The sequence below is a fragment of the Plantactinospora sp. BB1 genome, from assembly GCF_003030385.1.
In the GTDB taxonomy this organism is placed as follows: Bacteria; Actinomycetota; Actinomycetes; order Mycobacteriales; family Micromonosporaceae; genus Plantactinospora.
The window spans coordinates 1028641-1048427 of sequence record NZ_CP028159.1 but is presented as its reverse complement, the minus strand read 5'-3'; the positions used below and the strand labels follow the sequence as shown (position 1 = coordinate 1048427).

The 19787-nt window shown below is 73.1% G+C and carries 21 protein-coding genes; 10 read left to right on the top strand and 11 right to left on the bottom strand.

Annotated features, from left to right (window positions below):
* The first annotated feature begins 21 nt into the window (after window positions 1-21).
* The 7 genes from C6W10_RS04560 to C6W10_RS04530 all read left to right on the top strand — a co-directional run bounded on the left by C6W10_RS04560 (window position 22) and on the right by C6W10_RS04530 (window position 8863).
* A complete protein-coding gene (locus C6W10_RS04560; protein WP_107256792.1) occupies window positions 22-519 on the top strand; it encodes a GNAT family N-acetyltransferase in 498 nt (165 codons plus the stop codon).
* Window positions 520-620: 101 nt separating this feature from the next.
* Window positions 621-3176 carry a DUF6351 family protein gene (locus tag C6W10_RS04555; RefSeq protein ID WP_107256791.1) on the top strand — a complete coding sequence of 852 codons (2556 nt, stop codon included), beginning with the start codon at window positions 621-623 and terminating at the stop codon, window positions 3174-3176.
* A gap of 87 nt (window positions 3177-3263) precedes the next feature.
* Window positions 3264-4832: a glycosyltransferase family 39 protein gene (locus tag C6W10_RS04550; RefSeq protein WP_107256789.1), complete on the top strand. Its 1569-nt coding sequence runs from the start codon at window positions 3264-3266 to the stop codon at window positions 4830-4832.
* A 199-nt stretch (window positions 4833-5031) separates the two neighbouring features.
* The gene (locus C6W10_RS04545; RefSeq protein WP_199853862.1) at window positions 5032-6054 is read left to right on the top strand and encodes an HlyD family secretion protein; all 1023 of its coding nucleotides are present in this window, start codon (window positions 5032-5034) and stop codon (window positions 6052-6054) included.
* A complete protein-coding gene (locus C6W10_RS04540) occupies window positions 6051-6875 on the top strand; it encodes an ATP-binding cassette domain-containing protein (RefSeq protein WP_107256787.1) in 825 nt (274 codons plus the stop codon). Before C6W10_RS04545 ends, C6W10_RS04540 begins: the two co-directional genes overlap by 4 nt.
* Window positions 6872-8191, top strand: coding sequence for an ABC transporter permease (locus tag C6W10_RS04535; RefSeq protein WP_107256785.1), 1320 nt, complete (start codon window positions 6872-6874; stop codon window positions 8189-8191). The genes C6W10_RS04540 and C6W10_RS04535 overlap by 4 nt, the downstream gene beginning before the upstream one ends.
* A 207-nt stretch (window positions 8192-8398) precedes the next feature.
* Window positions 8399-8863 (top strand): hypothetical protein, encoded by a 465-nt coding sequence (locus C6W10_RS04530; protein ID WP_234359394.1) that lies wholly within the window; start codon window positions 8399-8401, stop codon window positions 8861-8863.
* 25 nt (window positions 8864-8888) lie between these two features.
* Here C6W10_RS04530 and C6W10_RS04525 read toward each other — a convergent pair whose 3' ends face one another.
* The 7 genes from C6W10_RS04525 to C6W10_RS04495 all read right to left on the bottom strand — a co-directional run bounded on the left by C6W10_RS04525 (window position 8889) and on the right by C6W10_RS04495 (window position 13699).
* A complete protein-coding gene (locus C6W10_RS04525; RefSeq protein ID WP_107256783.1) occupies window positions 8889-9101 on the bottom strand; it encodes a ferredoxin in 213 nt (70 codons plus the stop codon).
* Between the two features lie 8 nt (window positions 9102-9109).
* Window positions 9110-10288 (bottom strand): cytochrome P450, encoded by a 1179-nt coding sequence (locus C6W10_RS04520; protein WP_107263657.1) that lies wholly within the window; start codon window positions 10286-10288, stop codon window positions 9110-9112.
* A 113-nt stretch (window positions 10289-10401) separates the two neighbouring features.
* Window positions 10402-11376 (bottom strand): NAD(P)-dependent alcohol dehydrogenase, encoded by a 975-nt coding sequence (locus tag C6W10_RS04515; protein WP_107256781.1) that lies wholly within the window; start codon window positions 11374-11376, stop codon window positions 10402-10404.
* Window positions 11373-11606: a helix-turn-helix transcriptional regulator gene (locus C6W10_RS04510; protein ID WP_101365586.1), complete on the bottom strand. Its 234-nt coding sequence runs from the start codon at window positions 11604-11606 to the stop codon at window positions 11373-11375. Before C6W10_RS04510 ends, C6W10_RS04515 begins: the two co-directional genes overlap by 4 nt.
* A 2-nt stretch (window positions 11607-11608) precedes the next feature.
* Window positions 11609-12064 (bottom strand): hypothetical protein, encoded by a 456-nt coding sequence (locus C6W10_RS04505; RefSeq protein ID WP_234359393.1) that lies wholly within the window; start codon window positions 12062-12064, stop codon window positions 11609-11611.
* A gap of 151 nt (window positions 12065-12215) precedes the next feature.
* A complete protein-coding gene (locus C6W10_RS37890; RefSeq protein ID WP_199853861.1) occupies window positions 12216-12848 on the bottom strand; it encodes a GNAT family N-acetyltransferase in 633 nt (210 codons plus the stop codon).
* Window positions 12849-12859: 11 nt separating this feature from the next.
* Window positions 12860-13699, bottom strand: coding sequence for an FkbM family methyltransferase (locus C6W10_RS04495; RefSeq protein ID WP_107256777.1), 840 nt, complete (start codon window positions 13697-13699; stop codon window positions 12860-12862).
* 191 nt (window positions 13700-13890) lie between these two features.
* Here C6W10_RS04495 and nhaA point away from each other — a divergent pair, with 191 nt between their 5' ends.
* Window positions 13891-15204, top strand: coding sequence for a Na+/H+ antiporter NhaA (nhaA, locus tag C6W10_RS04490; protein ID WP_107256775.1), 1314 nt, complete (start codon window positions 13891-13893; stop codon window positions 15202-15204).
* Between the two features lie 103 nt (window positions 15205-15307).
* Here the strand turns inward: nhaA and C6W10_RS04485 are convergent, their stop codons facing one another.
* The 3 genes from C6W10_RS04485 to C6W10_RS04475 all read right to left on the bottom strand — a co-directional run bounded on the left by C6W10_RS04485 (window position 15308) and on the right by C6W10_RS04475 (window position 17296).
* Window positions 15308-16321 carry a nucleotidyl transferase AbiEii/AbiGii toxin family protein gene (locus C6W10_RS04485; RefSeq protein ID WP_199853860.1) on the bottom strand — a complete coding sequence of 338 codons (1014 nt, stop codon included), beginning with the start codon at window positions 16319-16321 and terminating at the stop codon, window positions 15308-15310.
* A 134-nt stretch (window positions 16322-16455) separates the two neighbouring features.
* Entirely contained in the window at window positions 16456-16848 is a 393-nt protein-coding gene (locus C6W10_RS04480; RefSeq protein ID WP_107256773.1) for a DUF4180 domain-containing protein, read from the bottom strand.
* Window positions 16841-17296, bottom strand: coding sequence for a helix-turn-helix domain-containing protein (locus tag C6W10_RS04475; RefSeq protein ID WP_234361612.1), 456 nt, complete (start codon window positions 17294-17296; stop codon window positions 16841-16843). The genes C6W10_RS04480 and C6W10_RS04475 overlap by 8 nt, the downstream gene beginning before the upstream one ends.
* Window positions 17297-17313: 17 nt before the next feature.
* Between C6W10_RS04475 and C6W10_RS04470 the strand changes: the two genes are divergently transcribed.
* Together C6W10_RS04470 and C6W10_RS04465 are read left to right on the top strand one after the other, a co-directional pair.
* Window positions 17314-17745 carry an ATP-binding cassette domain-containing protein gene (locus C6W10_RS04470; protein WP_107256769.1) on the top strand — a complete coding sequence of 144 codons (432 nt, stop codon included), beginning with the start codon at window positions 17314-17316 and terminating at the stop codon, window positions 17743-17745.
* Window positions 17746-17808: 63 nt separating this feature from the next.
* Window positions 17809-18543 (top strand): hypothetical protein, encoded by a 735-nt coding sequence (locus C6W10_RS04465; protein WP_159104463.1) that lies wholly within the window; start codon window positions 17809-17811, stop codon window positions 18541-18543.
* 34 nt (window positions 18544-18577) lie between these two features.
* Here the strand turns inward: C6W10_RS04465 and C6W10_RS04460 are convergent, their stop codons facing one another.
* Window positions 18578-19600, bottom strand: coding sequence for an SMP-30/gluconolactonase/LRE family protein (locus tag C6W10_RS04460; protein WP_199853859.1), 1023 nt, complete (start codon window positions 19598-19600; stop codon window positions 18578-18580).
* Window positions 19601-19787 lie beyond the last annotated feature (187 nt).

Genomic DNA, 19787 nt, shown 5'->3' with positions numbered 1-19787 from the left:
TCCACCCGTAGTCTTCGGCGGGTGAGGGAGATCGTGACGTACCTGGAGCTGACGGCCCGCGACCAGTTCGTCCCGGCCGACCCGGTGCCCGGGCTGGCGCTGGAGCCGTTGGACCGGGACTCGCCGTTGGTCGTCGAGTTGCAGGTCGAGATCGGCGCTCCGCACGGCTGGCCGTGCGCGACCCGAACCGGGGAGGAATGGCGCGCCTGGTCCGCCCGCTATCCGGACCGGGTGTTCTGGCTGCTCTCCTTCGCCGGTGAGCCGGCGGGACTGGTTGCCTACGATCTCCATCCCGGCGACGAGGTGGAGATCGAGACCTTCGGGCTGGTGCCGAGGTTCGTCGGCCGGCGCCTGGGCGGGTACGCGTTGACGCTCGGGGTCCAGCGGGCCTGGGAGCTGACTCCCACCGTACGGCGGATCTGGCTGCACACCTCGTCGGTGGACCACCCGCACGCCCTGCCCAACTATCACCGCCGGGGTTTCCGCACCTTCCGGACCGAAGAGGGCGAACGCGGCTGAGCCGACGCCGACGATCTCGACAAGCGAACGATCCTCATGACATCGTCGGTGTCCGCCACCATCCGGGGCTGCCGGCTCCGGGGGGAGGAGACGGAGGGACGATGTCCGCGCTCAGCTTCCTCGCTCGCCGTCGGCGTACCGCTGACGGCACCGTCCACACCGGTCGACCCGGCCGACGGAGCCGCTCCGCCCCGCCCGCCGGGGCCGGCACCACGTCCGCCCGATCCCGTACCCGCCGGGGCCTCACCGGTGCCCTCGGCATCACCCTGACCGCCGTACTCGGCGCCGGCCTGGCGACGCCGGCCGCCGCCTGGACCGGCGGTGCCGGGCAGCGGCTCGACATCGAGGTCCTCTCCAGCCGAGCCGATCAGGTCACCGGCGGCGACGCGCTGGTCCGGGTCACCGTCGACGGCCGGACCGACCCGCGCTCGGTCCGGGTCACCCGTAACGGCGCCGACGTCACCCGCGCGTTCGGGGTCGACGGCCGGTCACTGCGCGGCGTCGTCGACGGGCTCCGGGACGGCGCGAACCTGCTCCGGGCGAGCGCCCGGTCGGCCCGTACCGCGACCCTGGCCGTACGCAACCATCCGATCTCCGGTCCGATCTTCTCCGGGCCACAGCAGTATCCGTTCCTCTGCCGCACCGAACAGAACGGGCTCGGCGCCCCGCTCGTGGACAACCAGGACGGGCAGGGCATGCGGGTGTCCGGTCCGGATGGCGCGATCGTCGGCTGGAGCCGGGACTGTGCCGCCCCGACCGTCACCGACCGGCTCTACCGGGCCGCCGACGGCACGTTCAAGCCGATGCCGACGGACGGCAGCCGGCCGGCCGACCTGACCACCACCCGCACCCTGGACGGCCGGACCGTCGACTACGTCGTACGTCGGGAACGCGGCACCATCAACCGGTTCGTCTACTCGATCGCGGTGCTGGAGGGGAACTGGAACCGGCGGGTCGTCTACCGCTTCGACGGCGGGGTGGCGATCGGACACGACCAGGGTCGGCTTCCCGGCGGGCACCTCTACCACGAGGGTCTCTCGCTCGGCTACGCCGTCCTCTACTCCACCGGCACCCGCACCGCCACCCACTACAACCTGGTGCTCGGCGGCGAGACCGCGCTGATGCTGAAGGAGCACTTCGTCGAGGAGTACGGCGTTCCGCTCTACACGGTCGGGGTCGGCGGCTCCGGCGGCGGCATCCAGCAGTACGTCTACGGCCAGAACTACGGCAACCGGGTGATCGACGCCGCGATTCCGCAGTACTCGTATCCGGACATGGCCACCCAGACGATCCACGTCGGCGACTGCGAACTGCTCGAGTACTACATGGACGTCACCGATCGCGCGAACCCGAAGTGGCGGGACTGGGAGAACCGGACCTGGCTGATCGGCATGAACGCCAGCGCCACGGTGCCGAACCCGTACCTCGGTGGTGCGCCCGGCTCCACCGAGTGCATCGAGGGCTGGCGCGGCCTGACCCCGCTGGCGCTGAACCCGCGCTGGTTCCCCGGCGACCCGCTCTGGGACCGGATGGACCCGCCCGGGGTGACCGAGACGGTGCAGTGGTCGCACTGGGGCGACCTGGTCAACATCTACGGCACCGGCCCGGACGGGTACGCCCGGTCCACCTGGGACAACGTCGGCGTCCAGTACGGGCTCTCGGCGCTGACCTCGGGCCGGATCACCCCGGCCGAGTTCCTCGACCTGAACGCCCGGGTCGGCTCCTGGAAGCCGCAGCCGGAGATGGTGCAGGAGGGCTGCCCGTTCACCCCGGCGGCCTGTGCCGACCCGGCCCAGTTCGACCCCTGGTCGTCCCGGAACATGCGCCTGTCGCCGGACGGCGGCCGGACACCGGCACCGCGTACCACGGGTGACCGGCGGGCGATCCGGGCCGCGTACGAGTCCGGCATCGTCTTCACCGGCGACATCGACATCCCGATCATCGACTGGCGGCACTACCTCGAAGAACAGCTGGACATGCACAACTCGCACCAGTCCTTCGCGTCCCGGCAGCGGATGCGCGACCACGACCGGGACGCCGGCAACCAGGTCATCTGGTTCACCGACGCCCGCCCGGCCGAGGCGCACGACCAGACCCCGGAGGCGCTGGCGGTGATCGACGACTGGATGGCCAACCTGCGTCTCCGGCCGTGGCGGGGCGTGCAGGGCAACAGGCCGGCGCTCGCCGTCGACCGCTGCTTCCGCACCGACGGTACGGAGATCGCCCGGGGTGACCGCGTCTGGGACGGCATCCTCGACAACCGGCCCGACGGCGCCTGCACCCGGCAGTTCCCGCTCTACGGGACGTCCCGGACGGTCGCCGGTGGGCCGATCGAGGGCGGCGTCTACGCCTGCGACCGGCAGCCGGTCCGGGTGGCGATCGCCCGGGCCTCTACGGATCGTGGCGCCCGACCGACGCCGAGCGGCGGCGCCTGGAGCAGATCTTCCCGACGGGGGTCTGCGACTACCGCTGACGCACCGCCGGCCACGAGCCGGCGCCCGACCTCCAGGCCGGGCCGAGCGGACCGCCTCGCGTCGAAGCTGGCGCGGTGCGGCCGAGCGGCCCGGCCGCGGTCTGTCCCGGCCACGGTGGACGTCGTCCCGGCCGGTCGTTCGGTCGTCGGTCCTGTTCGGAGGGCGTTGACAGCCTATACATAACCGTTAAGCTCTAACCGTTATGTATAGGCGGTCGGGGTTCGGGTCACGGGCTCGCCGGCACCGCCGCGCCAGGGGGAGGGGCGACCGATGACCGAGCACGCCGTCCGGCCGGCCGCGATCACCGCGGACAGCGCGCCACCGGGAGTACCCGAGTCGACCGCGACCGCCGACGGCGGGCGGGTCGCGCCGCCCCCGGTCGCCTGGCGACCGCTCGGCGCCGTCGCCGCGCTGGTCGGCACGCTGCTGTTGGCCACCAACGGGGGCTACGGCTACCACCGCGACGAGCTCTACTTCCTGATGCTCCGCCCCGACTGGGGCTACCGGGACCAGCCGCCGCTCACCCCGGCGATCGCTCGGCTGGCCGACACCCTCTCCGGCGGCTCGCTCTGGGGACTGCGGGTGCCGGCCACCCTCTGCGTGCTGGCGGCGCTGCTGCTGGCCGCCCTGCTCGCCCGCGAACTCGGCGGCGGCGCGCTCGCCCAGACCCTGGCCGCGTTCGGTCTCGGCACCGGGGCGGCCACGCTGATCTTCGGTCACGTGCTGCTCACCGCCGGGTTCGACGTGGTGGTCTGGCTCGGCATCGTCCTCTGTGCCACCCGGGCGCTGCTGCGCGACCAGCCGCGCTGGTGGCTGGCGGCCGGGGCGGTGCTCGGGATCGGGCTCTACAACAAACTGCTGGTGGCGCTCCTGCTGGTCGGGCTCGGCGCCGGGCTGCTCGCGGTGGGGCCGCGTCGGGTCCTGGCCAACCGCTGGCTCTGGGCCGGCGTGGCGCTCGCCCTGGTGGTCGGCGCACCCAACCTGGTCTACCAGCTCAGCCACGAGCTGCCCCAGGCCGACATGGCCGGCGCGATCGCCGAGAACAAGGGCGCCGAGTCGCGGACCACCTTCCTGCCCTTCCAGTTCCTGCTGATCGGGCCGCCGCTGGCGGCGGTCTGGCTCGCCGGCCTGGTCGGGCTGCTGCGTCGCCGGCCGTGGCGGCCGGTACGCGCGCTCGCCGTGGCGTACCTGGTCGTCTGCGTACTGGTGCTGGTCTCCGGCGGTCAGCCCTACTACCCGTACGCGCTGCTCGGCGTGCTCTTCGCCGCCGGGTGCGTACTGGTGGCCGAGTGGCTGCGGCGGGGGCGACGGCGGCTCCGCGCCCTCGTGGTCGGCGCGGCGTACCTGCTGAACGCGGCGACGAGCGCGGTGATCGCGCTGCCGCTGCTCCCGGTCGAGGTGCTCGGCGACACGCCGGTGCCCGGCATCAACATCACCGCCGCCGACTCGGTCGGCTGGCCCCGCTACGTCGACCAGGTGGTCCGGGCGTACGACGAACTCGCGCCCGCCGACCGGGCCGCGGCGGTCGTGCTGACCGCCAACTACGGCGAGGCCGGTGCGCTCACCCGACTCGGCGCCGACCGGCTACCGCCGATCTACAGTGGACATAACGAGCTGGGCTTCTACGGGCCGCCGCCGGAGTCGGCGACCGTGCTGATCGGGGTCGGCGTGGGCGAGGCGGCGGAGCTTCGCCGCTACTTCGGCGAGTGCCGGACCGCCGACCGGCTCGACAACGGGGTCGGGGTCGACAACGAGGAGCAGGGCGTGCCGGTCGTGGTGTGCCACGACCGGGGGCCGGCCTGGGCCGAGCTGTGGCCCCGGGTCCGGCACTTCGACTGATCCCGTCCCGGAGCGCCGGGCTGCGGGCGGGACAGTGCCCCGGCGGGCGTTCTGGTTTGATACGGCGGTAGCGGTGCGGACCACGCGCACCGCACCTTGCCGGTCGTTCGTCGCGAATCATCCGTCCCGAGGCAACCGATGACCGGCGGGCTGCGTCTTGTCAGGTGTCGGTCCAGGACTACGTCGGTGAGGGGTGCCGGTGCGAAGGCGACTGCTGCTGCGTTCGTGCGTGCTCGTGTTGCTCGTCGGTGCGGGCGCCGCGTGCAGCGAGTCGGATCCGGAGGCCCAGACCCCCGGACTGGCGGCCCGGGGCACCACGATGACCACGGCGAAGCCGGCCCGGCAGAATCTCGACAACCGGGTCAGCCTGACCGGCAGGGTCACCATGAACCCGGTCTTCGGTGTGGTGGCACCGGTCGCCGGGCAGATCCGCTACCGCGACGTCGACCCGCCGCAGAGCACGCCGACCAGGGCGACGCGGGTGGCCAGCGTCTGGGCCAAGGGCAAGTCGCACCGGGTCGACGTCCCGGCCGGTGCCGTCTTCGCCGGTCGGCTGGTCGACGACCGTTCCAACGTCACCGCCGGGATGCCGGTGGTGTCGGCGAAGCGGATCGGGTACGGGCTGGTCGCGGAGATCGACGGCGCTCAGGCGTACCAGATCTCGGACTCGCTGGCGACCGTGCAGGCCCAGATCAAGAACGGCCCCGGCCCGTTCGCCTGCAAGGTCCTCGGCACCATCGCCGCGCTGCCGGCCGGGACGATCCCGGACCCGCCGGCCCCGGAGCCGTCGACCGACCCGTCCGCCGGCCCGGGTGCACGCCCGGTCGTACCGGTCGGCCCGCCGCCGGACCCGGGGCGGCCGGTCGAACCCTCCGAGCCGACCGGCATGCGGCTGGTCTGCACGGCGCCGTCGAACGTCAAACTGATCAACGGTGCCACCGCCACCCTCCAGGTGGTGACGGCCCGGGCGAAGAACGCACTCGTGCTCCCGGTCGAGGCGGTCGCCGGAGGGCAGGGCAGCGGCAAGGTGGACGTGGTCGGCCCGGACGGCAACCGGGAGACCCGGGACGTGGTGCTGGGGCTCAGCGACGGCAAGGTCGTGCAGATCAGGTCCGGGCTGACCGGTGACGAGACGGTCGCCGTACCCGGACCCAACCTGCCACCGGCGAAACCGGCGCCGGGGCAGCCCGGCGGCCCGGCCGACCCGATGGGCGGGAAATGACGGCGCTGCTCGAACTGCACGGCATCACCAAGACGTTGAAGGGGCAGCGCACGCCACGGACGATCCTCGACGGCGTCGACCTCACCGTCGCCGAGGGGGAGAGCGTGGCGATCCTCGGCCGGTCCGGCTCCGGCAAGAGCACCCTGCTCAGCCTGATCGGCCTCTTCGACCGTCCCGACGGCGGCCGCTATCTGCTCGGCGGCCGGGACATCACCCGGCTGCCCGAACGCCGGGCCGCCGCCCTGCGCAGTGCCGAGTTCGGCTTCGTCTTCCAGCGGTTCTTCCTGCTGGGGCACCTCACCGCCGCCCAGAACGTCGCGATGGCCCTGGTCAACGGGCAGGGCTGGCTCCCGCGCCGCAAGCGCCGGGCCCGCACCATGGCCGCGCTCGACCAGGTCGGCATCGCCCACCTGGCGAAGCACCGCCCGGCCCGGCTCTCCGGCGGTGAACAGCAGCGGGTGGCGGTGGCCCGGGCCCTGGTCCGGGAACCTCGCCTGTTGCTGGCCGACGAGCCGACCGGCGCGCTCGACACCGAGACCGGCAACCTGGTGATCGAGGTGATGCGCTCGGCCACCGAACGCGGCTGCGGGCTGATCCTGGTCACCCACGACCGGGACCACGCCGACAAGATGCGCCGGGTGCTGCGGCTCAACGACGGGGTGCTCGCACCGGCGACCGCCACCCCGGACCAGCCGGCGGGGAGCCCGGAGCCGGGCGCGACCGGAGCCACCCCTTCCGGGGCCGCGCACTCCGCAACACCAGCGCCGTCCGGGACCGCGTCGTTCGGGACCGTCCCGGCGCCGGAAGGGGCGGGCCGGTGATCCGGCTCTCCGGGCGGTTCCGCTCCGCGCTGATCATCGGCGTCCAGGGCATCCGGGCCCGCAAGATGCGTACCTTCCTGTCGATGGTCAGCCTCTTCCTCGGCGTACTGGCCGTGGTGGTGGTGCAGGCCGGCGCCGAGACCCTCGAAGAGGCCCAACTCGCCAACCTCGCGCTACAGGTGGGCAAGGACGGCACCCGGCAGGCGTACCTTCCGGGCAGCCGGGAGACCGTCCGGGCCAGCTCCGAGACGCTGGCGGACCGGCCGGACGCGGTCGCGATCGTCACCCGGCAGGCGATCGTCGGCGAGCCCGGAGTCGCCCCGGTCAACCCCGGCGGAGCCCCGTTCGACCAGGCCGGTGGCTACGGCGGCCCGGGTGGTCCCATGTACTGCGACCAGTACGGCTGCCGCCCGACCTCGCCGGGCGGCGACGCCGGCACACCGGTGCCCGGTCAGGCGATCGAGTTGACCCTGACCACGTTGACCGGCGACATCCGCCAGTTCAAGCCCTTCCGGGAGGTTTCCGGGGAGTGGCTGGACTTCACCTCGGCGCCCTCCCTGGCACCCCGGCTGGTGCTCAACCTGGAGGCGGCGAAGGGCTTCAACCGGCACCAGGTGCCGGCCGAGATGCGCATCGACGGGGCGACGGCCAACCCGACGCCCCGGATCATCGGCGTCGTCGACGACGGCAGCCCGCAGCCGGTCGCCTACTCCCGGGCCGACGAACTGGCGACCTGGATGGCTCCGGCGGCCGACCCGAACGAGCTGGGTCCGGGCCTCCAGGTGATGTTGGCCCCGACTGCGGGCGAACTGGAGCGGCTGCTGGCGCTCCGGCTCGCCGCGGCCGGGATACCGGCGGACCAGATCCACTTCGAGACGATCGAGGCCCGCAAGCAGATCGCCCGGGACCTGGCGTTGATCCGCTGGATCTTCCTCGGCATGGCGAGCCTGGTCCTGTTGATCGGGGTCGCGGGAATCCTCAACGTCGGGCTGGCGACGGTCGGGGAGCGGGTCGAGGAGTTCGCGCTGCGCCGGGCGGTGGGCACCTCGCGGCTGCTGTTGGCCGGCATCGTCCTCGCCGAGACCCTGCTCACCGGCCTGTTGACCGCGGCCGCCGCCATCGGGGCGTCCGCGTTCGCCCTGAACGTCGCCGGCACCCTCTTCGCCGACCAGGCGCCGTTCCTGGCGGACACGGTGTTCCCGTGGCGCGCGGGAGTCGCCGGAGTCATCGCCGGCCTGCTGGCCGGACTGCTCGGCGGTCTGATCCCGGCCATCCGGGCCGCCCGCATCCCGATCGCGACCGTCATGCGCGCCTGACGGCGGCGCGGGGCCGCGTGCGGCCGGACGCCGCCATCCGGTACCCGGCTATACCCCGGGCGGACTGCGCCAACCCCGTACCCTCCGGCGCTCACGGACGTTCCTCGGAGATCCATTCCGGTCCGGCCGCATGTCTCGCCGTCGGCCGGGAACCGCACACGCACCGGACGACCGGGCGGGACGACGCGGCAGCGAGGGTGGTGGGGGATGGGCGCGAAGAGGCGACCGGCGGACCAGGATCCGGGCGGCCAGCTCCGGCCGGCTGACCCCGACGGCGGTCAGGCGGCCCCGGACGGGCAGGACCGCGGTCCGCAGTCGGTCGAACCGTGGGGCACCACCGGCGGTACGGAGGACCGGGACGCGCCGTGGGGCGCGGCCGAGGACTCGCCGCTGGACGAGGGGAGCGAGGAGGCCGGCCTGCCACCGGCACGGCGTGCCGAACGGCGGGCCGACGCGCAGCCGCCCCAACCGTGGCCGCAGGGGGCGGGCAAGCACGGGTTCGGTTCGGTCGAGCCGACCCGTACCCCGGAAGCGGGACCGGGCGGCGCCCCGGCCGACCCCGGGCCGGGTCGCCGGTTCTTCCCCGACGACACCGCGCTCGACGACCTCCGCAACAACCCGTTGCAGGAGGAGACCGGCATGCACTCCGAGGGCGTCAGCCGGCACGAGTAGCGCGACCCCGGCCCGGCGGAGGGGCTCAGCGCGGCGGGCCGGGCTCGGTGAGGGTCAGGGCCTGACTGGGGCAGAGGTGGACGGCTTCGCGTACCCGGCGGATCGTCTCGTCGTCGTCGGCCGTGGCGCGCAGGACGATCACCGTGCCGTCGTCGTCGTTCTGGTCGAAGACGGCCGGTTCGGTGAGTACGCACTGGCCGGCGCCGACACAACGCTCCAGGTCGGCCGTTATCCGCATCGCGTCTCCTACCAGGTGACCGGGAGCGAGTGCAGGCCGTAGACGGTGGAGTCGTCCTTGAAGGAGAGCTTGTCGGCCGGCACCGCCAGCCTGAGGTCGGGGATGCGGGCGAAGAGGGTGTCGAAGACGATCTGGAGTTCGACCCTGGCGAGGTTCTGCCCCAGGCACTGGTGGGCGCCGAAGCCGAACGCGATGTGGTGGCGCGCGCCGCGGTCGATGTCGAAGGTGTCGCCGTCGGTGAACGCGGCCGGGTCCCGGTTCGCCGCGTTGGCGAGCGTGATGACGCCCTCGCCGGCCCGGATCAATACTCCGCCGATCTCGACGTCCTCGACGGCGATCCGCGAGGTGACGTACTCGGCGATCGTGAAGTACCGGAGCAGCTCCTCGACGATCTGCGGTGTGACGGCCGGGTCCCGCTTCAGCGCGGCCAGCGCCTCCGGCCGCTCCAGCAGGGTCATCGTGCCGAGGGAGATCATGTTTCCGGTGGTCTCGTGCCCGGCGAGCAGCAGCAGGAAGCCGAGGCCCGCCAGCTCCTGGTGATCGGCTCCCTTGCCGAGCTGCCGGCTGAGCAGGTCGTCACCGGGTGTCTTCGCCTTCTCCGCGATCAGCGTGGCCATGTACTCGCGGATCTCCTGGGCCGCGGCGAAGCGTTCCTGCGCCGGGGTCGACCGGCGCAGCAGGTTCGCCGAGCGACTCTGGAAGAAGTCGTGGTCGGTGTAGGGCACGCCGAGCAGTTCGCAGATGACCAGCGACGGCACCGGCAGCGCCAGCGTCGGCACGAGGTCGGTCGGGCGTGGCCCGGCGAGGACGGCGTCGAGGCAGTCGTCGACGATCTGCTGGATGCGCGGGCGCATCGCGTTCATCCGCTTGATGGTGAACTCGCCGACGACGGCGCGACGGGCTTCACCGTGCTCCGGCGGGTCGAGCCCGATCAGCACCGGTCGTTCGTCGGCGGCGCGCGGCCGGCCGGGGGGCTGCAACGGATATCCGTCGCGCTGCCGGTCGGAGCTGAACCGTGGATCGGTGAGCATGGTGCGGATGTCTTCGAGCCGGCTCAGTGCCCACGCCGTCGAGCCGTCCGGCAGGGTCACCCGGGCGACCGGCTCCTGCTGTTGCAACCGCAGGTGTTCGGCCGGTGGCGCGTACGGGCAGCTGCGCTTCAGGGGAAGTACCGGAGAAGCGGTCATCGTGTCCTCTCCCATCGCAAAGGATGCTCAAGCAGACGAACTTCCTCCGCCGCAGCGAGCGTACCGCGATCCGGGGGGCCGCTGTCCATGGTGCTGATCCGACGCCGTGGCTCTCAGCCGGCCGGGTCCATGGTGACGACGATGTTGCCGTACTTGCCGCGGTCCAGGTGGCGGTGCGCCTGCGCGATCCGCGCCAACGGATAGCGCTCCGCGATGACCGGCCGGAGCGCGCCGGCCTCGGCCAGCTCCCGCACCAGCAGCAGGTCGCGGGTCTTCTCCGCCGCCTTCCGCAGCCCGGTGAAGGCGACGACCGCCTTCCGCCGGCCGAACGCGGCCGTCCACGGGGTCAGGAGCAGCAGGCTCGGCGACGGTACCGGACTGAGGTAGCGTCCGGCCGGGTTGAGTATTCGACGGCAGCGGCCGAACGTACTGGTGCCGGCCACGTCGAAGACGACGTCGTAGCTCTGGCCGGTGCGGGTGAAGTCCTCCCTGGTGTAGTCGAGCACGGTGTCGGCGCCGAGTTCGCGTACCAGGTCGAGGTGGGGTGTGCTGCACACCCCGGTGACCCGGGCGCCGAGGTGTCTGCCGAGTTGCACGGCGGTGCTCCCGACGCTCCCGGAGGCACCGTTGACCAGGAGCGTCTGGCCGGGGCGGAGCCGGGCCCGGTCGCGCAGGAACGCCAGCGCGGTCCCGTCGATCAGCGCGACCGCCTCGGCGAAGTCGAGGTTGGCCGGCTTGGGTGCGATGGCGCCGTCCTGGCGGACGCGGACGTACTCGGCGTGCGCGCCGAAGTCCGGCCCGGTGACGCCGACGACCTCGTCGCCGACCCGCAGCCGCGTCACGCCGGCCCCGACCGCCGAGACCACACCGGCGAAGTCGGATCCGAGCACCGTCCACCTCGGACGGCGGAGCCCGAAGAAGAGTCGGGAGTAGCCCGGCGAGCCGCGCCGGGCGGTACCGTCGGTCACCCCGACCGTCGCGGCGTGGACCTGGACGACGACGTCCTGGTCGCCGGGAACGGGGGTCGGGACCTCCTCGACCCGGACCACGTCCGGCGGGCCGTACGTCCGGTACACCGCTGCTCTCATGGCTGCTCTCCTCCGGGGTCGGGGTACTGGAACACCTCGTCGAGCGGCACCGCGAAGACCCGGGCGATCTGGAACGCCATCTCCAGCGACGGCGAGTATCTGCCCTGCTCGATCGCGATGATCGTCTGGCGGGTCACCCCGATCCGCTCGGCGAGCTGGGCCTGCGTCATCTCGCCGGCGGCGAAGCGCAGGGCGCGGATCGAGTTGGTGACCCTGGTGGGTTTGACCACGGCTAGATACCCCTGCGGTAGGCGCGGAGCTTGACCACCGACCCGACCACCGCGGAGGCGACGAAGCCGAGGTAGAGCACGTTCGCGATCCAGAAGTGCTCGGCCTCGAAGAGCGCCAGGCCGAGTGCCGCGAGCGCGGCGGTCATCAGCAGCCGCTGCCCGACGCGGTCACCGAGCCAGTGGATCTCCCTGTCCCGGACGTCGCCGGAGTGGCTGTCGCTGGGGCGGGCGATCTCGACCGCGATGCGGGCCACGATCGACGCGACGATCGAGACGCCGATCGCCAGCAGCAGGGTCGGCACGTATGTCACCGCGGCCACCGGCGTGCCGGCCAGCCGGCCCAGGACGACCGCGAGGTAGCCGAGGTAGACGGTGACGCCGACCATCAGGGCCACCCAGGTGCCCTTTTCCTCGTACGACATGGTTGCCGCCTTCGAGAGGTAAAGAATTATTGACATGTCGAAGAGTAAAGAGCCGTAGACATCATGTCAAGTTTTCTAGACACGATGCGGCCCGGCATCCCACTGACGTGGTGTTCCGGTGGTGGGGCGTTCGGGCCGGCAGCGGTGCGGAGCGGCCCGGCTCGTCCGCAGCGCTGCCGGCCGCGCCTCAGTGCGGTAGCGGCCGGTTGGTGTAGACGGTGATGCCGTAACCGGTGCCGTGCCGGACCCAGCCCGCCGCGTCGTAGAAGGCGGTGGTGCCGGCGACCTGGGGAACGGTCAGCAGCCACGCCGGCCGGTCGTCCGTCAGCGCCGCCAGCAGGCGCCGGCCGAGTCCGGCCCGCCGGGCCGCCGGACGTACGGCCAGCTCGGCGACCTCCAGCCAGCCGGAGAGCGTCTCGGTGGCCGGTCCGAGGAGCCGGCGTACCAGCCCGTAGGCGCGGTCGGCGGGGAACGGGGTCGGAGTGGTCAACCCGAGCGCGAAGGCCGGAACGGTCCCGTCGTCGGCATCGGGTCCGCCGAGCCCGGCGCCCTCGGCGAGGACGGCGACGAAGCCCGGCTGCCCGGCCCAGTCGGCCAGCAACTCGCCGAACCGGGCGACCCGCTCGGGGGAGTCGTTCCACGGCGGCGCGCAGAACACCGCCGCGTACGTCTCGACCAGCCGGTCGTGCAGCACCAGCGCCTCCGGCCCGGTCAGTCGGCGCAGTACCGGTGGCAGGTCGGCGTGGACGAACCGGTCGGGTTCGGCGCTCCGGAGCGGATCCGTCGCGGCGTGGCGGTGGTCCCGGTCCGAGGCGTGCACGATCCGGCAGCCTACCCGCCGCCGGTGGCGCCCTCGGCCCCGCCGGCCGGCGGATCCACCGCCCGACCCGGTGCGCGGGAGTGGTCCGGGCCGGTCCCGGCCGACGCCAGTCGGGCGTAGACGTCGCCGGACCGGCCCAGCGGGCGGAAGCGTTCGAGCAGTCCCACCAGGCCGGCGGCGTCCAGCCAGCGCTCGCTGGCGAACCGCATCGTCTCGACCGGCGAGTAGTTGTAGCGGTATCCGCCGACGGGCGCAGCGAGGTCGTCCACGATGTCCAGTGCGGCGATCGCGGCGTCGTGCGCCGACGGAAGGTACTCGAACGACAGCGCGGCCAGCGGTCGGCTGAGTCCGGCGAGGACGTTCGCCTCGAAACCCTCGACGTCGATCTTGCAGAACGCCGGTACGCCGTGCGCCTCGATGAGTTCGTCGAGGGTCGCCACCTCCACCTGCACCGCACGGTCCCACCTCACCCGCGCGAAGCTGCGGTCCGTGGTCACCGAGCGGATCCAGTCGGCCGACATCGTCGACACCGTCGGGGTGGCGGTGGAGAGTGCCATCGTCGCCCGACCGGATCGAGCGCCGAGCGCCGCCGGGACGATGGTGACGCCGTGGTCCCGGCGGAACGCCCAGCGCAGCACGCGCAGGCAGTCCGGCTGCGGTTCGACGGCGACGACCCGGGCGCCCAGCCGCCGCCAGATCCGCACCCGGCCGCCGACGTGCGCGCCGATGTCGAAGCCGACATCTCCCGGGCGCAGGAACTGCCCGTAGAGTCGCGCGGCCCGGCGCTGGGTGGCCGGCCGGCAGTGGTAGAGCAGCAGGGACCGGGCGATACCTCTGGCCCGGATGAACATGTTTTCAACCTAGCAGCGGCAATTGTCGTCCCGCTTCCGTTCGGAGTTGCCGGTCAGCCCCGGTACGGGCGCTCCACGAAGGTGGAATCCGTACTCGGCTGGGGCCGTGATCGCGGGTTCGGTAGGGTGGGACCCGGTGTGCCGGGAAGTCTGGTCGGCGGTTCATTCGTCGACCCACCGGAGGCACTGTGATGGCCACCCCCGGCAGCCGCATGCCGAGCCTCTTCGACCGGGGCAGTTGGCCCGAGGTTCGCCGCATCGGTGACATCCTGCGCGCCGAGACCGTCGGCGGCGTGTTGCTGCTGGTCGCCGCCGTACTCGCGCTGGCCTGGGCGAACTCGCCGTGGTCCGGGGCGTACCGGTCGCTCGGTGACCTCACGATCGGCCCCGCCGCCCTGCACCTGGACCTCTCCCTGGCGACCTGGGCGGCCGACGGCCTGCTGGCGATCTTCTTCTTCGTCGCCGGCTTGGAGCTCAAACGCGAGTTCGTCGCGGGGGACCTTCGGGAACCCCGCCGGGCGGTGCTGCCGGTCGCGGCCGCCGTCGGCGGCATGGCGGTGCCGGCCCTGATCTACGTGGCGTTCAACCTGCGGACCGGGGACGGGGCGCTGGCCGGTTGGGCGATCCCGACCGCGACCGACATCGCGTTCGCGCTCGCCGTACTCAGCGTGATCAACACACATCTGCCTTCGGCGATGCGGACGTTCCTGTTGACCCTCGCGGTCGTCGACGACCTGCTGGCGATCATGATTATCGCGTTCTTCTACACCAGCGCGCTGCACCTCGGCTGGCTGCTGCTGGCGCTGGTCCCACTGGCGCTGTTCGGCCTGCTGGTCCAGCGGCGGGTGCGATCCTGGTGGCTGCTGCTCCCGCTGGCGGCGGTGACCTGGGCGCTGGTGCACGCCTCCGGGGTGCACGCCACGGTCGCCGGGGTGGCGCTCGCCTTCACCGTACCGGTGTTGCGGCGCAAGCCGGGGCCCGGACCGGGGCTGGCCGAGCACTTCGAGCACCGGTTCCGGCCACTCTCCGCCGGGATCGCGGTGCCGGTCTTCGCGTTCTTCGCCGCCGGGGTCTCGGTGGTCGGCGCGGGCGGCCTGGGTGCGTCCCTCACCGACTCGGTCGCCGTCGGGGTGGTGGTCGGGCTGGTCGTGGGCAAGGCCGTCGGGGTCTTCGGCGCGACCTGGCTGGTGCAGCGGTTCACCCGGGCCAGGCTCGCCGAGGGGCTCAGCTGGTGGGACGTGTTCGGGCTGGCGCTGCTGGCCGGGATCGGCTTCACCGTGTCGTTGCTGATCGGCGAGCTGGCGTTCGGCGCCGGCAGCGAACGCGACGACCACACCAAGATCGGCGTACTCGTCGGCTCACTCCTCTCGGCGCTGCTGGCCGCGGTCGTGCTCCGGGCCCGCAACCGGCACTACCAGCGCATCCGCACGGTGGAGGAGCACGACGGCGACGCCGACGGGGTGCCGGACGTCTACCAGGAGCGGGACCAGAGCACCCGGGGATGATCCCGACACCCGCCCACCTGGCCGGGGCGTGCGACGTTCGACGCCGCGAAAGCCGCCCGAGGACACACTCGTGGTCGTCGAGGCGGAGCGTCCGCAGCGCCGACTACGGCGGCAGGTCCGGCGTGAGCGCCACGGCCAGCCGGTCGAGCCAGGGCGTCGGGTCGGCCCCGGCCGGCGGATGCCCGTCGGACAGGTCGGACCAGTCCACCACCCAGCCCCGGACCGCCGCCGGTCGCAGCAGCTCCGGGTCGGGAATGCGGCGCAGCAGCGTACGGAGCAGCCGGGCCGGGAGGCGTACCCCGGGCAGCTCGGCGAGCAGCACCGCGTCGTAGAGGTCCTTTCCGGCGCAGTGCCCGTCGGTCGCCTGGTCGGTGCAGAGCCACTGGAGTTTCCAGGCGAGCGAGAGCTGTGGCGTCGCCGCCCACACCACCGTCGGCGGGTCGGTGCCGTCCTGCCGGGGCACCGCGAGCAGTCGGGGCGGCTCGGGCAGCCGCTCGTCGTACGCGAAATCGAGCTGGACCGTGCCGGCGAGCGCGTCGCCGGCCCGCCAGGGCACGACGAGCCGGCTTCCCCCGCCGCCCTCCCCGGCGCGGTAGTCCGAGTCGTACGAGTAGCCCCAGGTGCTGTCCTCGACGATCCCCTCCGGGTCGACCCGGAGGTCGCCGACGGCCGTGGGGTGGTGGCGCAGCAGCTCGACGACGTCCCGGTGCGGGCTCGGCAGCAGCGCGGTCTCGGCGGCCTCGACCCAGTGCAGCCCCTCCGGCGGCAGCCGCGCCGGCAGGCCGCCGGTGTCGAAGTCCTCGAACATCCAGGGCTCGTCCCGGGGCACCCCGTGCACCGCCTCCGGCCAGAGCCGGACCGGGTCGAGGCGGTCGACGTAGGGGTGCGGGTGCAGGTCGTCCAGCGGGACCGGTGCGCCGGGCCGCACCACCCAGTCGAGGTCGCCGGGCTCGCGCGCCCGGTCACCGACCCAGGACCGCATCGTCATGCTGCCGCGCAGCACCAGGGCGTCTCCGCAGGGTGCCGCCGCGACCAGCGCGAGTATGTGGTCGAGCACGGCGAGTCGGGCCGCCCGCTCGTCGGTCAGGCCCGGTCCGGCCCCCGCCTGGCTGTGCACGCCGGGCAGGCTACCGGCCCGGTACGACGGCCACCGCCCGCCCGACGCCCGGCATCGGCGTCCGCGCGGCTCCGCCCCGGAAGCGCCGGGCCGGAACCGGCGGCTGCGGGCCGTAACCGACGGCTGCGGGCCGGTCAGGCCGGTCGGCGGTCCGGCCGGTCGGCCAGGGCGCGGAGCCGGTCGTCGAGGGCGTCGAGATCCGGTACGAACCAGATGTGGTCGGCCCGGTTCGACTCCTGGACCAGGGCGCGCAGCGCGGAACTGGCCGCGAGGTGCCCGGAGATGTCGCCGACCACCACCAGCCGCAGCCGGTAGTTGACGAACTTCTGCATCACCTCACCGGCGAAGCGGGTGCCGAGGGTGAAGAAGCTCGGGTCGAGCCGGCTCGCCGGCACCGCCACCACCGTGGCACCGAGGAAGGCCGCGCCGATCAGGTCCAGCGCGTCCTGCTCGGTGCGGATCGGCGGGCCGGCCGGGTCGCAGACCAGCACCGACGCGCCGGCCCGGTCCTGGATCTCGTCAGGCATCCGGCACCTCCCCGCCGAGCAGGCCGTTGTCGCCGTGCAGCACGGCGTCGAGCAGTTGTAGCAGCTCGGCGGTGGCGGCGGCGTCGCCGAGTATCACGATCTTCATCCGGCCTCGTTCCCCGTCGTGGACGATCTGCACCCGCAGCGGATGCCCCGGAGCGTGGTTGGTGTTCGCCCCGGCCAGCAGGAGGGTGCCGAGCCGGTCGGCTCCGGACCGGTCGATGCCGTCGACCTGCACGATGCTCGACACCTCGACCGTGGCACGGCCGCCGGGTCGGGCCGGGCCGGCGCCGCCGGTCAGCGCGTCCAGGTCGGCCCGGGCGATCCGGTACTGCTTGCCGATTCGTACCGCCCTGAGCCGGCCGGAGCGGATGTAGCCGCGTACGGTCCGGACGTGCAGGCCGAGCCGGTCGGCCACCTGCTCGACCGAGTACATTTCCTCACTCATCAGCACCTAACCTACCCCTGATAGGGAGTGATAGGGAAGGGAAGCAGCTCTCCGGCGGGCAGCGGCAGCGGGTCGCGATCGCCCGGACGCTCGCCTGCGAGCCCGACGTGCTGCTGCTCGACGAGCCGTTCGGCGCACTGGACGTGCAGACCAAGGAGGACATGCAGCTCTTCATCCGGCGGGTGTGGCGGGACACCGGTACCACCGTGCTGATGGTCACGCACGACGTGGAGAAGGTGGTCTTCCTCGGCCAGCGGGTGGTGGTGCCGACCAGCGATCCGGGTCGGGTCGCCGCCGACCTCACCCTGGAGCTGCCGGACGATCGGGATCTCGGCCTGAAGCGGACGCCGGAGTTCCTGACGCTGCGGGCCCGGGTCGAGGACCTGGTCCGGAGCTCCACCACGCCACCTGAGGGCACGCGGCGGCCAGGTACCGCCTCCTCGACGTGAGGTTTGTCCGATCTGCCGGCCGGGCAGTCCTGACGGAGCGACCGGATCACGACGGGGGATGCCATGCGCCGTTCTCGACGAGCCCTTCCCGCCGCAGTGGCGGCGCTCGCCCTGCTGGTCGGCTGTTCGGCCGAGGGCGACAGCGACGGCGACGGCAGCGCGGGGACGAGCCCGGGCGGCGGTCCGGTGACGGCGTCGACCGGGCCGGCCACGAGCGCGCCGAGCCGGCCGGCCGGCTCGCCGTCGCCGAGCGCCGGGCAGGTGATCGCCTCGTCGGCACTGCTCCAACCCGAGGATCTCGGCGGGGCGCGGCTCGAACCGCTACCGGAGGGCGACAACGCACACCTGCGGCCGACGCGGCCGTGCGCCGAACCGTACCCGAGCGACGCGACCCGGAGCGCGGCCGTGGCCATGCGGGCGTACGTCAGCCCCGGCCAGAACGAGACACCCCGGGTGGTGTTGCAGTACGTGGGGTTGCACCCGGGGCACGGCGGAGCGGCCTTCGCGGAGATCGCGGCGGCGGTACGGCGGTGTCCGGGCGGCCTGGGCGCGGGGCAGCACCGGTGGGAGGTCGCCGAGACCGGGGTGGCCGGCGACGAGTCGATGCTCCTGCGGGTCTCCGCCCGGTTCAGCTACGGCGACGAGGACGTCGTCTCCACCACCCCGGCCGTGCTGGCCCGGGTCGGCGACCATGTCACGGTCGTCGCCGACCTCGGCTGGGAGAGCGCCAGCGGCGCCGAGCCCTACGTCCGGGACCTGGCGGCGAAGGCCGTCGAACGCCTCCGCGCGGCCGAGTGACCTCCTGCCCGGCTTCGGCTGCCTCCCGCCAGGTCTAGCGGGCCACGGTCGGCAGGGCGAACTCGGCGACGGCACCGCCGTGCAGGCTGCCCAGCCAGACGGTGTCGCCGTGTGCGCGTACCCCGGTGACCATCGAGAAGCCCGGGATCGTGGCCTGGAGGTCGTACCGGAGCCGGCCCTCGGCGTCCAGCGCCTGCACCCAGGCGGTGTTCGCCGGCTTCGGTTGCAGCGGGTCCGGCAGGGCCCAGACCGCCCGGCGCACGGCGGGATGCCACGCGGAGACCAGGTCCAGCAGCGCGTTGCGGGGCGAACCCATCGCGATCCAGAGCAGCCCGTCGTCGTCCCGGGCGAGGTTGTCGGGGAAGGCCGGCAGGTTTTCGGCCAGCCGGTCCACCTCGCCGGTACGCGGCCCGGCCAGCCACCGCCGGGTGAGCCGGTACGCTCCGGTCTCGGCCACCACCACGTACGACCCGTCGGCGGCCAGCGCCACCCCGTTGGCGAAGTGCAGCCCGGTCAGCACCTCCTCGGTGTGCCCGTCCGGATGCCACCGGAGCAGCCGCCCGGTGCCGGAGTGTTCGAGCAGGTCCGCCTTCCAGTGCGCCAGGGCGAAGCGCTGGGAGGAGTCGCTGAACCAGACCGAGCCGTCGCCGGCCACCGCCGCGTTGTTGCAGAGCCGCAGCGGCGCCGACCCGACCGGGGTGCCGGCGGCGACCAGGGTGTCGATCCGGCCGGTGTCGGGATCGACCCGGAGCAGCCCGCGCGAGGCGTCGCAGACCACGAGTCGGCCGTCGGGGTCCACCTCGACGCCGAGCGGCCGGCCGCCGGTCTCGGCGACCACCTGTGCTCCGCTGCCGTCCGCCGCGAGTCGTACGAGTCGGCCGTCGGCGAGGCCGGTGTGGATCCGGCCGGCGGAGTCGACCGCGACGTCCTCCGGCCCGTGGCCGGGCACGGCGTGCAGGCGTACCGGTGGCATCGGGTCGGTCCCGCCGCGCTGCCGGGCCCGGGCCGGTGCCCGCTCCGGTCGCCACACGATGGGGTCGATCCGGGGTCTGGCCATGGCCCATGGTATCCATCCGGATCGTCGTCAGCGCCGGTCATGATCCGGCGCCGTCCACGTGTATGGCCCGACCGGCCGTCCACGTCGTCCACCCGGAACACGCTGTCCACACCGGACAGTTCGGGCGCGGCGGCTTGACGTCCGCACCGGGTGACGATATAAACCACATGGTTATAGAACCGAGAGG